The 14212-nt window shown below is 59.2% G+C and carries 12 protein-coding genes; 6 read left to right on the top strand and 6 right to left on the bottom strand.

The genetic code is table 11. The features are described 5' to 3' along the window. Window positions 1–38: 38 nt before the first annotated feature. The 4 genes from tauD to tauA are packed head-to-tail and all read right to left on the bottom strand — an operon-like array spanning window position 39 to window position 3453. Window positions 39–890 carry a taurine dioxygenase gene (gene tauD, locus ACB496_RS04625; protein WP_100777469.1) on the bottom strand — a complete coding sequence of 284 codons (852 nt, stop codon included), beginning with the start codon at window positions 888–890 and terminating at the stop codon, window positions 39–41. Further along, on the bottom strand, window positions 887–1714 hold the full coding sequence (gene tauC, locus ACB496_RS04620) for a taurine ABC transporter permease TauC (protein WP_371974573.1): 828 nt from the start codon (window positions 1712–1714) through the stop codon (window positions 887–889). Before tauC ends, tauD begins: the two co-directional genes overlap by 4 nt. Beyond that, window positions 1711–2478: a taurine ABC transporter ATP-binding subunit gene (gene tauB, locus ACB496_RS04615; protein ID WP_102104338.1), complete on the bottom strand. Its 768-nt coding sequence runs from the start codon at window positions 2476–2478 to the stop codon at window positions 1711–1713. Before tauB ends, tauC begins: the two co-directional genes overlap by 4 nt. 12 nt (window positions 2479–2490) lie before the next feature. Beyond that, window positions 2491–3453: a taurine ABC transporter substrate-binding protein gene (gene tauA, locus ACB496_RS04610; RefSeq protein WP_194512869.1), complete on the bottom strand. Its 963-nt coding sequence runs from the start codon at window positions 3451–3453 to the stop codon at window positions 2491–2493. A 269-nt stretch (window positions 3454–3722) separates the two neighbouring features. Between tauA and ACB496_RS04605 the strand changes: the two genes are divergently transcribed. The 6 genes from ACB496_RS04605 to fbpC all read left to right on the top strand — a co-directional run bounded on the left by ACB496_RS04605 (window position 3723) and on the right by fbpC (window position 11531). After that, on the top strand, window positions 3723–4352 hold the full coding sequence (locus ACB496_RS04605; RefSeq protein ID WP_100777483.1) for a response regulator transcription factor: 630 nt from the start codon (window positions 3723–3725) through the stop codon (window positions 4350–4352). Continuing rightward, window positions 4352–5893, top strand: coding sequence for an MASE1 domain-containing protein (locus ACB496_RS04600; protein ID WP_312155253.1), 1542 nt, complete (start codon window positions 4352–4354; stop codon window positions 5891–5893). Before ACB496_RS04605 ends, ACB496_RS04600 begins: the two co-directional genes overlap by 1 nt. A gap of 85 nt (window positions 5894–5978) precedes the next feature. Continuing rightward, the gene (gene uhpC / locus ACB496_RS04595; protein WP_129035500.1) at window positions 5979–7280 is read left to right on the top strand and encodes an MFS transporter family glucose-6-phosphate receptor UhpC; all 1302 of its coding nucleotides are present in this window, start codon (window positions 5979–5981) and stop codon (window positions 7278–7280) included. Between the two features lie 12 nt (window positions 7281–7292). Continuing rightward, the gene (locus ACB496_RS04590) at window positions 7293–8324 is read left to right on the top strand and encodes an ABC transporter substrate-binding protein (protein ID WP_100777486.1); all 1032 of its coding nucleotides are present in this window, start codon (window positions 7293–7295) and stop codon (window positions 8322–8324) included. Window positions 8325–8401: 77 nt separating this feature from the next. Then, window positions 8402–10480, top strand: coding sequence for an iron ABC transporter permease (locus tag ACB496_RS04585; protein ID WP_100777487.1), 2079 nt, complete (start codon window positions 8402–8404; stop codon window positions 10478–10480). Between the two features lie 4 nt (window positions 10481–10484). Beyond that, window positions 10485–11531, top strand: coding sequence for a ferric ABC transporter ATP-binding protein (gene fbpC, locus ACB496_RS04580; protein WP_100777488.1), 1047 nt, complete (start codon window positions 10485–10487; stop codon window positions 11529–11531). A 77-nt stretch (window positions 11532–11608) separates the two neighbouring features. On the opposite strand, the gene mmuM is transcribed toward fbpC, so the two are convergent. Continuing rightward, window positions 11609–12541 carry a homocysteine S-methyltransferase gene (gene mmuM / locus ACB496_RS04575; protein WP_371974572.1) on the bottom strand — a complete coding sequence of 311 codons (933 nt, stop codon included), beginning with the start codon at window positions 12539–12541 and terminating at the stop codon, window positions 11609–11611. After that, window positions 12528–13928, bottom strand: a complete 1401-nt coding sequence (gene mmuP, locus ACB496_RS04570) for an S-methylmethionine permease (protein WP_371974571.1) — start codon at window positions 13926–13928, stop codon at window positions 12528–12530. The genes mmuM and mmuP overlap by 14 nt, the downstream gene beginning before the upstream one ends. Between the last annotated feature and the right edge of the window lie 284 nt (window positions 13929–14212).

Below are 14212 nucleotides of genomic sequence, written 5' to 3'. Positions count from 1 at the left end.
AAACGCAGGGCGGGAAAGCGCTGTGCCACCCGAAACCATTACGACGCGCGATAAAACGGCTTATCGCCCAATATCGTCGCCCGCTGCATTATCCTGCGCTGCGGCAGATAATCAGCATTGGCGTAATGCTGCGTCACACGGTTATCCCAGATCGCCAGATCGTTTTGCTGCCAGCGCCAGCGCACCTGGAACTCCGGCTTCGTCACATGCGCAAACAGGAACCCTAACAGCGCCTCGCTCTCTTTCTCGCTCAGATCCACAATTCGGGTGGTAAAGCCTTCGTTCACAAACAGCGCCTGCTTGCCCGTGACCGGATGCGTGCGCACCACCGGATGCAGCAGCGGCGGGTGTTTCGCGACCGCCTCCTGCCAGCGCTGGTGCTCTTCTTCCGTTTTGCGGTACTTATATTCCTGGAACGATTTCTTGAAATCGTGCTCCGCCCGCAAACCGCTCAGCAGCTGTTTCAGCGGCGCCGACAGCGCCTCAAAGGCGGCAATCCCGCTGGTCCATAAGGTATCGCCGCCGGTTTCCGGCAGCAGCTTGGCCGCCAGAATCGCCCCGGCGGGCGGCGTTTCGATAAACGTGACGTCTGTGTGCCAGTTGTCGTTATCCGGCGGATTATCGTTATGGGTATCCAGCACGATAATTTCTTCCACCCCTTCCGCGTGCGGATAGACCGGGTGAATATGGAGATCGCCAAAACGGAGTGCCAGAGCGCGCTGCTGCTGCGGCGTCACCGCCTGCTCGCGCAGAAAGACCACCTGATGGCGCAGTACCGCGTGGTACAACTGCTCAAACTGGTTATCACTCAGGGGGCGCGTCACGTCGAGGCCCGAAATCTGCGCGCCGATATAAGGTCCCAGCGGGGTAATGGTCAGACGTTCACTCATTGTATCTCTCCATGCCAGGGCGTCAGGCGACGCTGTAACGCGCGCAGCCCCAGTTCTAAACTAAAGGCAATCACGGCAATGACCGCGATCCCTGCCAGCACCACATCCGTCGCCAGAAATTCGCCTGCCGACTGCACCATAAAACCAAGCCCGCGCGTTGCTGCAATCAGCTCTGCCGCCACCAGCGTCGACCAGCCCACGCCTAAACCAATGCGCAAGCCGGTTAAAATCTCCGGCAGCGCGCCGGGTAAAATCACAAACCACAGCACCTGTGCGCGACTGGCTCCCAGAGACTGCGCCGCGCGGATCCGCACCTGCTGGGCGCTCTTCACCCCTGCCAGCGCCGACATGGCGACGGGGGCAAAAATGGCCAGATAGATCAGCAGGATCTTTGAGGTCTCACCGATACCAAACCAGATCACCATCAGCGGCAGATAGGCCAGCGGCGGTACCGGCCGATAAAGCTCAATCAGCGGATCGAGGATCCCGCGCACGGTCGGGCTTAGCCCCATCGCAATCCCCACCGGAATACCGACGATCACCGCCGCCAGCAACGCCACCAGAATGCGCCCCAGGCTCGCCGCCAGATGCTGCCATAAGGTCGCATCCATAAAGCCTTGCGGACCGGCGATGGAGACCAATTTTGTCAACACCTGACCCGGTGGGGGCAGAAACAGCGGGCTAACCCACTGCTGCGCCGCCACCGCCCACCATATCGCCAGCAACACCACCAAGGTGCCTGCGCTCAGGGTGATCTGACGTGAAAACGGCCAGCGGAGGGTGAAACGTTTTCCGGCCCGTTTTTCGCTAAAAACAATGCTCATGAGAACGCCTCCCGCTGCTCAAATACACGGCTCAACACGTATTCGCGCTGAGCAATAAAGTGCGGGTCGGATTTGATGCTGCGCACCGGTTCCCCTGCCACGTAGCGGCGGGCAAAGTCCAGCGGCAGGCGCTCCAGCACGCGGCCCGGTCCCGGTGACAGCAGCACCAGTTCGGTGGCCATAAACACCGCCTCTTCGATATCATGCGTAATCAGTAGCACCTGCTTACCCGTTTCGTGCCACAGGCGCAGCAGCAGGGTTTGCATCTGCTCGCGAGTAAAAGCATCCAGCGCGCCAAAAGGCTCATCCAACAGCAACAGCTGCGGATTGGCTGCCAGCGCACGGGCAATACCGACACGCTGACGCTGGCCGCCCGAGAGCTGCCAGATAAAGCGTTTTTCCGCCCCTTCCAGCCCCACTTTTTTCAGCATCTGGCGCGCCGTCTCAAGACGCCCGGCACGCTCGGCTCCCGCTAATTGCAGACCGAAGGCCACGTTCTCCTGCACGTTGCGCCAGGGCAGAAGCCCTTCGCTCTGAAAGACCACGCCGCGCTCGGCGCCGGGGCCTTCCACACGTTTACCTTCCAGGTGAATGGTGCCGTGCTGATACGGAACAAACCCGGCGATCAGATTGAGCAGCGTGGTTTTCCCGCAGCCGGAGGGCCCAAGCACCACCAGAAGCTCACCGCTATCCAGCGTCAGATTGATATCGTCCAGCGCAGGTTTCCCGCCGTAGCTGGCGGACAGGTTTGTAATTTGCAGCATCACGGCCTCCCGTTACTTCACAAAGCGATCGGTCACGAACTGGCTGTAATCCGCCGCTACCGCAGGCACTTTGCCCTGCTCTTTCAGGAACCCGGCGGTATCGACAATCGCTTTATTCACTGGTCCCGAAAGCTGTTGCACCTGTTGCGCAGGCGTCAGATAGGTGTTGCCCTTCACCAGCCCCGGCACGTCGGATTCAGGTACTCCGCTCAGGCGCGAGAGTTTTTCCAGATTGGCGGGCTGTTTCAGCCACTCATCCGGATTTTCGATATAGGGCTGTTGGGCGTCGATGGCACTCTTGGCGAAGGCTTTCACCACGTCAGGATGTTTCTCGGCGAAATCCTTGCGCACCACCCAGACGTCCAGGGTCGGCGCGCCCCACTGACCCACTTTTTCCGAGTCGGTCAGAACGGTGCCGTCTTTTTCCAGTTCGTTGACTGCCGGTGCCCAGACATAGGCCCCGTCAATATCCCCGCGCTGCCAGGCGGCGATAATTGCCGGCGGCTGCAGGTTCAGAATCTGCACCTGACCCGGCTTGATCCCCCAGTGTTTCAGGGCCGCCAGCAGGCTGTAGTGGGTGGTTGAGATAAACGGCACCGCAATGCGTTTACCGATCAGATCTTCGGGCTTAGTGATATTTTTCTTCACCACCAGCGCTTCGGAATTGCCGAGCTGCGAAGCCAAAAGAAACACTTCAATCGGCACCTGCTGGCTGGCCGCCACAGCCAGCGGGCTTGAGCCGAGATTACCGATCTGCACATCACCCGACGCCAGCGCCCGCACGATGCTCGCGCCGCTGTCGAACTTGCGCCAGTCGACTTTTGCCCCGCTCTCTTTGGCGAAGGTGTTGTCCGCCTGCGCGACTTTCGCCGGTTCAGCGGAGGTTTGATACGCGACGGTCACATCGACCGCCTGCGCCTGAAATGCCCACAGCGCCAGTGCGCCGAGTAATGTGATACGCGATGAAATTGCCATAATGTCTGCTCCCCTCTCTTGTTATGGGAGCAGTATTTCTGGCGCGGGAATTTTGATAAAGGAATAAAAAAGAATCTGTAATTCCTAACAGTTTTTAGAAAAAAAGTGGCAAAGGATAGTGAATTTCGTGCAGATAGCATTCCGTCTGCACTGGCCGCCCGACATCTTTATTGCAATTTTGTTACATTCATTCCATATCCGTGCGCACACGATTGCCAGCCGGGTGGCGACAGGCATCATAGAGCCAGTATTCAGCCAGGGTAGATGAAATGATCAAAGTGGTGCTGGTGGATGACCATGTGGTAGTACGGTCGGGTTTTGCGCAGCTGTTAAATCTGGAGGACGACCTGGTGGTCGAAGGCCAGTACAGCAGTGCGGCTGACGCCTGGTCGGCGTTAACCCACAGCGAGATTGACGTCGCGGTGCTGGATGTCGCCATGCCCGATGAAAACGGGCTTAGCCTGCTCAAGCGTCTGCGCCAGCAGCGCCCGACGTTTCGCGCCATCATTTTGAGCATCTATGACACACCCGCTTTCGTGCAAAGCGCGCTCGACGCGGGAGCCAGCGGGTATCTCACCAAGCGCTGCGGCCCGGAAGAGCTGGTGCAGGCGGTGCGCTCCGTCGGCATGGGCGGCCACTATCTCTGCGCCGACGCGGTCAAAGCCCTGCGTGGCGGCCAGCCGGTGTCGAAAGTGCTCGATGTCCTCACCCCGCGTGAGCGGGAGGTGTTCGACCTGCTGGTAAAAGGCGAAAGCGTCAAGGCCATCGCCTTTACCCTCGAGTTGAGCCATAAGACGGTTCACGTCCACCGCGCCAACGTGCTGGGAAAATTGCAGTGCAGCAGCACCATTGAGCTGGTGCATTTCGCTCTCGACAATCAGCTGCTGACGGGCCACTGATGCGGCGCTCCCTGCGGCACATTGTTCTCTCCCTGTTTATTATGCTGGCCTGGGGAACCGGCTGGCTGATGCTGTGGACGCTCAGTTTTTATCTCACTCACAACGGCCAGCAGGCGGTGCTTTTTCTGCCGCAGGGCGTCTATCTGGCGCTGCTGATCCTCCTGTCGCGCCGTTTCTGGCCCGCCGTGGTATTGCCGACGCTCGCCGCCATTCTCTGGCTGCACAGTGAGCAGTTACTGACAAGCTATCTGATGCTGGCTGCGCCGCCCCTCGGGCTACTCAGTGCTTACGCGGCGCAACGCTACTGGCACCGTTTTCCCCTGTACTGGCAGCGGCTGTCGCTGCTGATTGCGGCGGTGAGCGTCAACGCGCTGCTGCAAACCCTGTGCCTTGCACCGTTTCTGCAAAGCCCCGCCACGCTCCTGGGGCTGGCCTCTTTTACCGGCGGCGTGCTGCTGACACCGTTCGTCTATCTGGTGTTTGAGTTTTTACGCCAGCAGCATCGCTACCATCTTCTCGGGCTGGACACGACCAATCCGCCCTTGCGCACGTCGCTGATCATCTGGTGCAGCCTGTTTTTCATCATCGGGATCGGCACGCAGATGGTGCTCTCCCCCGCTCTGGAACGCCTGCTGCTGATAGTGGTGTTCCTGCCAAACGTGGTGATGGCGTGGAAATTCGGCTGGCAGGGCGGCGTGCTCTCCGGTCTGCTTGGCAGCATGATGATCACCATTGCCCGTCAGGTGGGCGTAGGGTTTACGGACCTGCTGGAGCTGGAGATTTTTCTCGCCACCCAGTCCCTGCTTGGCATCGGGCTGGGGATCGCCATCAGCCGTCAGCAGCAATTGGCGCTGAATCTCGATCACTATCGCCGCAGGCTCGAAGCGGAGCTGCAGGCCCGTCGGGCGCTGACCGAAAAACTGATCCACACGGAAGAAGATACCCGCAAGCATCTGGCGCGCGAGCTACACGACGAAATCGGCCAGAACATCACGGCGATTCAGATCCAGTCCCAGTTAGTCAAACGCGCGGGAGATACCCCCCTGGCGGTGGAAGCCGCCGGGCAGATCAACGAGCTGGCGCGACGCATCCACCATTCGACCCGCCAGCTGTTGCGCCAGCTGCGTCCGCCGGTGCTGGATGAACTCTCGCTCCAGGAGGCGCTGCACCATCTGGTGAACGAATTCGCCTTCGCCGAGCGCGGCATCGACTGCCGTTTTGACTGGCAGCTGGCCGCGCCGCCGCAAAACGAGACTCTGGTCTTTACCCTCTATCGCCTGTTGCAGGAGTTGCTGAATAACGTCAGCAAACACGCAGACGCCAGCGAAGTGCGGATCGTCTTGCGCCAGCACCATGGCCGCCTGTTGCTGGAGGTCACGGACAACGGCAGCGGAATTGCACCGGACAATGCGCCCGGCTTTGGTATTCAGGGCATGCGCGAGCGCGTACACGCCCTGGGCGGTGAATTCACCCTTGAGTCGCAGGGCGGCACGCGCGTAATTGTTAACCTGCCCACAATTTTGCAACAAACACCGCACTAACCAGGAAAAAGTCTTAGTCACTCCAGACTTTCTCTCATCCCTTTTGCCTTGCACTTCCCTACAGTCAGCTCAAACGGAGAACGCCATGCACGCACTGTCTGCTGAACAGATTTCTCAACGCTATCGGGCCCTGCGCCCACGCTTGTTGCTGTGCATGGTGGTGGGCTACGCGGCGTTTTACCTGACGCGCAAAAGCGTCAATTACGTTCTGCCCGCCCTGCAGATGGATTTGGGGCTGAGTAAAAGCGATATCGGGCTTATCGGGTCGCTGTTTTATCTGAGCTACGGTCTGTCGAAGTTTGCCGCCGGACTGTGGCATGACCGCCACGGACAGCGGGCGTTTATGGGGATCGGCCTGCTGGCCACCGGGGTGCTGAACGTGCTGTTCACCTTCAGCGATTCGTTTGGCCTGCTGCTGTTCATCTGGACGTTGAACGGATTCTTTCAGGGATGGGGCTGGCCGCCCTGCGCGCGCCTGCTCACCCACTGGTATTCGCGTAACGAGCGCGGCTTCTGGTGGGGATGCTGGAATACCTCCATCAACATCGGTGGGGCGATTATTCCGCTGATATGTGCCTTTGCCGCCCATCTCTGGGGCTGGCAGGCGGCGATGCTGACACCGGGGATTATCAGCATTGTGCTCGGCATTTGGCTGACCACGCAACTGCGGGGGACACCGCAGGAAGAGGGTCTGCCAACGGTCGGGGAGTGGCGCAACGATCCGCTGGAGCTGCGCCAGGAGCAGCAAAGTCCGCCGATGGGTTTGTGGCAGATGTTACGCACCACCATGCTGCAAAACCCGATGATCTGGCTGCTCGGTGCCTCCTATGTGCTGGTCTATTTGATCCGCATCGCGCTGAACGACTGGGGGAACATCTGGCTGTCGGAGAGCCACGGCGTCAATCTGCTCAGCGCCAACGCGACGGTGATGCTGTTTGAGGTCGGCGGTTTGCTCGGCGCGCTGTTCGCCGGATGGGGCTCGGATCTGCTGTTCAGCGGGCAGCGTGCGCCGATGATTTTGCTCTTCACGCTGGGCCTGATGGTTTCTGTCGCCGCACTGTGGCTGGCGCCGGTTCACCACTACGCCCTGCTGGCGATCTGTTTTTTTGCGGTCGGATTTTTTGTCTTTGGGCCGCAAATGCTGATTGGTCTTGCCGCCGTCGAATGCGGACACAAGCAGGCGGCAGGCTCAATAACCGGTTTTCTCGGCGTCTTTGCCTATCTGGGGGCGTCGCTTGCCGGATGGCCGCTGTCACTGGTTATTGAACATTACGGCTGGTCGGGGATGTTCAGTTTGCTCTCCATCGCCGCCGTACTGATGGGTTTATTACTGATGCCGCTGCTGATGTCGGGCATCACCGCTTCTCGCAGTCACATAACGTCTTAAAAGGGCTGAATAATGAAAACAACGCTTCTCTCTACCCTCATTGCTTCCGGGATCGCGCTGGCTACCTTAACCGGTGCCGCACAGGCCAAAGGCCGTCTGGTGGTCTATTGCAGCGCCACCAACGAAATGTGCGAAGTCGAAACCAAAGCGTTCGGCGATAAGTACGACGTCAAAACCTCGTTTATCCGCAACGGCTCCGGCAGCACGCTGGCGAAAGTCGATGCCGAGAAGAAAAACCCGCAGGCAGACGTCTGGTACGGCGGCACGCTGGACCCTCAGTCTCAGGCCGGTGAAATGGGGCTGCTGCAGCCATACAAATCAAAAAATCTTGAGCAGATCATGGAGAAATTCCGCGATCCCGCCAAGGTCAAAGGCAACCTCTCCTCTGCCGTTTACGTCGGTATTCTGGGCTTTGGCGTCAACACCCAGCGCCTGAAAGAGAAAAACCTGCCGGTACCGAAGTGCTGGAAAGACCTGACCAAACCGGAATACAAAGGCGAGATCCAGATCGCCGATCCGCAAAGCTCCGGCACCGCCTATACCGCACTGGCAACCTTCGTGCAGCTGTGGGGCGAAGATCAGGCGTTCGACTACCTGAAACAGCTCAACGGCAATGTCTCCCAGTACACCAAATCCGGTATCGCCCCGGCGCGTAACGCCGCGCGCGGTGAAACGGCTATCGGCATTGGTTTCCTGCACGACTACTCGCTGGAAAAAGAACAGGGCGCACCGCTGGAGCTGATTTCACCGTGCGAAGGCACCGGGTATGAGATCGGCGGCGTCAGCATTCTGAAAGGCGCGCGTAACGAAGAGAACGCGAAGCTGTTCGTGGACTGGGTGCTGTCAAAAGAGGCGCAGGAGCTGGCGTGGAAGAAAGGCAAATCCTACCAAATCCTGACCAACACCACCGCCGAGACCTCGCCGAACTCCCTGAAACTCGACGATCTGAAGCTGATTAGCTACGACATGGACAAGTACGGCTCAACGGATGTGCGCAAAGCGCTGATCAACAAATGGGTCAGCGACGTGAAGATGGGTAAATAAGCCCGCGATACGTGGTCAATGCCGGGTGGCGTCTGCGCGTGACCCGGCCAACATTTTCCTCAACACCCGGAAAACTTATGTCACACACACTGGCTCTTCATCCCGTCAAAAAACGGGATGCGGTATTCCTGTGGGTTTTAGTCGGCTGGCTGGCGTTTGCGCTGCTGCCGAGCTGGAGCCTCGATTACGGCCTGCTGGAGTCGACGCGCGAGGAAATTCTCGACGCCTACAGCTGGTCCCATTTCAATATCAGCTGGCTGTGGTATTTGCTGCCAAGCCTGCTGCTGGTGCGGCCGTTTAACGAAGCGAAGCGCGAGCAGCGCAGCCGCCACTATCTCGACGCCGGTTGGGCGCTGCTGTGCATGGCCTTTATCGTCGTCAGCGCTACGGTGGAAGGACGCGGGTTAGGCTTCGCCACCATTGTGCTGTTCGTTGCTCTCGGCGCGATTATGACTCTGGCGCTGACGCGTCTGGAGTGGCTGGGCGGCGACCGCTTTGTGATTGGCTCGCTGATCACCATTGTGGCCCTGATCGGCATCTTTATCGTCTGGCCGAGCATCGCGATTTTCATTCCGATGTTCACCAACGACGCCGGGGAGTTCGCCCCGCTGGCCTTTATGAATGTGCTGTCCCAGGCGCACATCGTGCAGGTAATTATCAACTCCGTGCTGCTGTCGATTGCCGTCGGTATCGGCTGTACTTTCTTCGGGCTGGTGCTGGCGATCTACACCACCCGCATCGCGAAACGCAGCGCCATCATTGGCCGCATCTTCTCGATCCTGCCGATCGTCACCCCGCCGTTTGTGGTGGGCTTAGGCGTGACGCTGATGATGGGCCGCTCCGGCTACATCACCGAGCTGATGGTCGACTGGTTCGGCCTGACCAACACCAACTGGCTGTACGGTTTCACCGGTATCTGGCTGGCGCAGGTGCTAGCGTTTACCCCGATGGCTTTTATGATCCTCGACGGCGCGATCAAAACCATCCATCCCTCGCTGGAAGAGGCTTCCTATACGCTGCGCGCCAGCCGCTGGCAGACCTTTAACGGCGTCTTCGTGCCGCTGCTGAAACCGGCGCTCGCCAATGCGTTTTTGATCGTCATCGTCCAGTCGCTGGCCGACTTCAGTAACCCGCTGGTGCTCGGCGGTAACTTCGACGTATTAGCCACCCAAATCTACTTCTACATCACCGGCTCGCAGCTCGATTATCAGGCCGCCAGTACCCTCGGCGCGTTCCTGCTGGTCTTCTCCCTGTTGGTGTTCTGCATTCAGTACATGTGGATCGGCAAGCGCTCGTACGTCACGGTCTCCGGCAAATCCTACCGTGGCGACGTGCAGCCCCTGCCGGTGACGCTGGTGTGGAGCGTGGTCGCCCTGCTGACGGTGTGGATCGCCTTTAATGCCCTGCTTTACGGCAGCATTTTCTACGGCAGCTTTACGGTCAACTGGGGCGTGGATTACACCCTGACGCTGGATAACTTTATCAAGCTGTTCGGCCAGGGCATGAGCGACGGCGCATGGCCTTCGCTGCTTGATACCCTGCTCTACGCCGGGATCGCCGCGCCGATCACCGCCGGTTTTGGTCTGCTGATTGCCTGGGTCGTCGTGCGCCAGCAGTTTAAAGGCAAAAAGACCATCGAATTCACCACCATGCTGTGCTTCGCCGTGCCGGGTACGGTGGCGGGTGTGTCGTACATTCTGGCCTTTAACAGCGCCCCGGTTTACCTCACGGGCACCGCGGCGATTGTGATTATTTCAATGGTGATGCGTAACGTGCCGGTCGGCATTCGCGCCGGGATTGCGGGCTTAGGGCAGATCGACAAATCGCTCGATGAGGCCTCTCTTAGCCTGCGCGCGGGCTCCCTGCGCACCATCACCCACATTCTGCTGCCGCTGTTGCGCCCGGCGATTCTGTCGGCGCTGATCTACAGCTTCGTGCGTGCCATTACTACCGTCAGCGCCATTGTGTTCCTCGTCACGCCAGACACCCGCGTGGCCACGGCCTACATTCTGAACCGCGTGGAAGACGGCGAATACGGCGTGGCGATTGCCTACGGCTCAATCCTGATTGTGGTCATGCTGGCGATCATTTTCCTCTTTGACTGGCTGATCGGTGAGGCGCGTACCTCCCGTTCCAAAGCTAAAAACCAGGCGTAAAACTATGACTCAGAAACATTTCGTTGAACTGCGCAATGTCACCAAGCGCTTCGGGAATAATACCGTTATCGAGAACATCAACCTGGCGATCCCGCAGGGACAGATGGTGACGCTCCTCGGCCCGTCCGGCTGTGGGAAAACCACCGTTCTGCGCCTGGTCGCTGGGCTGGAAAAGCCGACTGAAGGGCAGATTCTTATTGACGGCGAGGATGTGACTCATCGCTCCATCCAGCAGCGTGATATCTGCATGGTGTTCCAGTCTTACGCCCTGTTTCCGCATATGTCGCTGGGTGAGAACGTCGGCTACGGCCTGAAAATGCTCGGCGTGTCGCGCGCGGAAACCAAAGCGCGGGTGAAAGAGGCGCTGGCGATGGTCGATCTGGAAGGGTTTGAAGATCGCTATGTCGATCAGATCTCCGGCGGCCAGCAGCAGCGCGTGGCCCTGGCGCGCGCGCTGATCCTCAAACCGAAAGTGCTGCTGTTTGATGAGCCGCTGAGTAACCTCGACGCCAACCTGCGCCGCAGTATGCGCGACAAAATTCGCGAGCTGCAAAAGCAGTTCAACATCACTTCACTCTACGTGACGCACGATCAGAGCGAGGCGTTTGCGGTGTCGGACACGGTGCTGGTGATGAACAAAGGCAATATTATGCAGATCGGTTCGCCGCAGGATCTCTATCGCCAGCCCGCGTCGCGTTTTATGGCGAGCTTTATGGGCGACGCAAACCTGTTCCCGGCCCGCTTCAGCGACGATTACGTGGAGATCCACGGCTATCGTCTGCCGCGCCCGATGCACTTTGCGCGTGAAGGTTCCGGCTCCGTCGGCGTGCGCCCGGAAGCCATCACCCTGAGCGAACGCGGAGACGACAGCCAGCGCTGTACTATTCGTCACGTCGCCTACATGGGGCCGCAGTACGAGGTAATTGTGGAGTGGCACGGGCAGGAGATTTTGCTGCAGGTTAACGCCACGCGTCTGCAGCCCAACGAAGGCGACCATTACTACCTGGAGATCCACCCGTACGGCATGTTTGTGCTGGCAGACGCGGCGTGAGTTTGCCCGGCGGCGCTACGCGTGTCGGGCCATCGGGTTTTTAGGCCGGGTCAGGCGAAGCCGCCGCCCGGCGATGCTTAGCGCAGAGCCTTAAGCTCAGCAATATCCTTCGGCGTGGTGCGACAGCACCCGCCAATCAGCTTTGCCCCTGCCGCAATCCACTGCGGCAGGTACCCCGCCAGCGTTTCACAGGCTTCGCCGTGATGGTGCCAGGTTTTGCTCACCGCGTCGTAGTGCTCGCCGGAATTCGGATAGACCACCAGCGGCAGATCCGTCAGCGTGTGCAGATGCTGAAGCGCCGCCGTGGTGTTTTCCAGCGCAATACAGTTTATCCCCAGCGCCACAATCTGCGGATTATCCGCCAGCGCAGCCACTACCTCTCGCAGCGGTGTGCCGTCACTCAGATGCTCGCTATCGCGCAGGGTAAACGAGAACCACGCTTTCGCGCGGGGATAGCTTTCCAGCAGCGCCGCCAGCGCGGTGATCTCCGCAAACGAGGGGAGCGTTTCGCAGGCCAGCAGATCGACCCCCGCATCCAGCAGGGCTTCTACCCGCGAACGGTGAAAATCGGTAAACGCCGCAGCACTTCGGACGTAATCCCCGCGATATTCAGAGCCGTCCGCCAGAAATGCGCCGTAAGGCCCCACGGAACCGGCCACCAGCAGCGTGCCCGCCTGCGGGTTTTCCGCCAGACAGGCTTCACGCGCTTTGCGCGCCAGCTCCACGCTTTTGCCGATCAGCGCGCGGGATTGCGCTTCATCGTAGCCGCGTGCGGCAAACCCTTCTGCCGTCGCCTGATAGCTGGCGGTGATCGCCACCTGCGCACCGGCGCGGAAATAATCGAGATGCACTTCGCGGATCAGCTCCGGGTTCTCCACCAGCACTTTGGCGGACCACAGGCTGTCGGCAAGGTGACAACCGCGCGCTTCCAGTTCCGTCGCCATCGCTCCGTCCAGCACGATAAAGGGCTGTGTTTCAAGGAGGGTGGTAAGCGGATTATTCTGCGACATGTTCAGGCTCCTGGGTTTTTGAGGTTTGAGTCAGGTAGTAGGCACCATAACACAGGGCGACAAACGGCAGCCCGCAGTACAGGGCAATACGCTGGGTCGGATCAAACGCCAGCCCGACGCAGGCCACCAGACACAACACAAAGCCCAGCACCGGAACCAGCGGATACCACGGCGCGCGATACTGCAGATCGCCCAGCGCTTTCCCGGCCTGAAGATGGCGACGGCGGAACATAAAGTGCGATGCGCAGATGCTGATCCACACCGCCACCACCGCAAAGCCTGAAATAGCCGAGAGCGCGACAAACACCGTATCCGGCGCGATGACGCTGGAGAACAGCGCCAGAACGCCACCCAGCATACTCACGGAGATTGCCGTCAGCGGGACGCCGTTTTTATTGACCTGAGCAAAGCAGCGCGGCAGCGTTTTTTCATTGGAGAGCGACCACAACATCCGCCCCGACGCATACAGCCCGGAGTTGGCCGCCGAGAGGATCGCCGTCAGGATCACGAAGTTAAAAATATCCGCCGCATAGGGAATGCCGACTTTCTCGAACACCAGCACGAACGGGCTTTTTTCAACGCCAGCCTGCTGCATGGGGATCAGCGCCGCCAGCACAAACACGGTGCCGATAAAGAAAATGATTAGCCGCGCGATGGTGGTGCGGATCGCCACCGGAATCACTTTATGCGGGTTCTGCGTTTCGCCCGCCGCGATACCGATAAGCTCCGTCCCTGAAAAGGCAAAGTTGACCGCCACCATCGTCATCAGGATCGGCAGACCCCCATGCGGGAACCAGCCTTCTGCGGTGATATTCGCCAGCCGCGGCGCGGGTGAGCCGTCCTGCATCGGGATAAAACCAAAGATTGCCGCCCCGCCCAGAATAATAAAGGCGATGATGGTGATCACTTTGACCAGCGAGAACCAGAATTCCCCTTCGGCGAAAAAGCGCGTGGAGATGACATTGAGGGCAAAAATGACGGCGCAGAAGACAACGCACCAGATCCATACCGGAACCTGCGGGAACCAGTACTGCATACAGAATCCTGCGGCGGTAAAGCTCGAACCGAGGGCGACCGTCCAGGTGAGCCAGTAGAGCCACGCCACGGTATACCCTGTCGCCGGGCCGAGGTAGCGTGCCGCATAAACGTGAAACGCGCCGGTTTCCGGCATCGCCACGGAGAGTTCTCCCAGGCACTGCATTACCAGCCATACCACCAGCGCGCCGATGAGATACGCCAGCAGCGTCCCGGCCGCACCGGTGGTGGAAATGATGTAACCCGTGTTGAAAAACAACCCTGTCCCAATCACGCCACCCAGCGAAAGCATAATTAGGTGGCGGGTTTTCATGGTGCGCTTTAGCTGCCCATTTTCTTGTTCTGTTTGCATATTACCTTCTAAACGTATGGACATCTAAACATCCAAAGAAGGTTTGTTATACCGTGATTGTTAACAAAAAGCTAGCCATGAACCAGCCGCAGCCGGGCGCGGCGCGCGCTGAGACGAGGGTGATGAGTGAGAATGACGTAGAGAATCGGTCGCCAGGCCATAAGCACCTCCACAGAGCAGATACTTACAGCATGGCGCGGGGCGCTGACTTCTTCGGTCAGTCGAAAGTGGTAACGTTCTAAGGCGAGTTCACACATAAAGGTGTTGCTGCATGCGGCCCGCAT

It is taken from the genome of Lelliottia nimipressuralis (genome assembly GCF_041464075.1).
Lineage (GTDB): Bacteria > Pseudomonadota > Gammaproteobacteria > Enterobacterales > Enterobacteriaceae > Enterobacter > Enterobacter nimipressuralis.
Note: the sequence above shows the minus strand (reverse complement) of the source record. Positions and strands in the feature narration are given on the sequence as shown.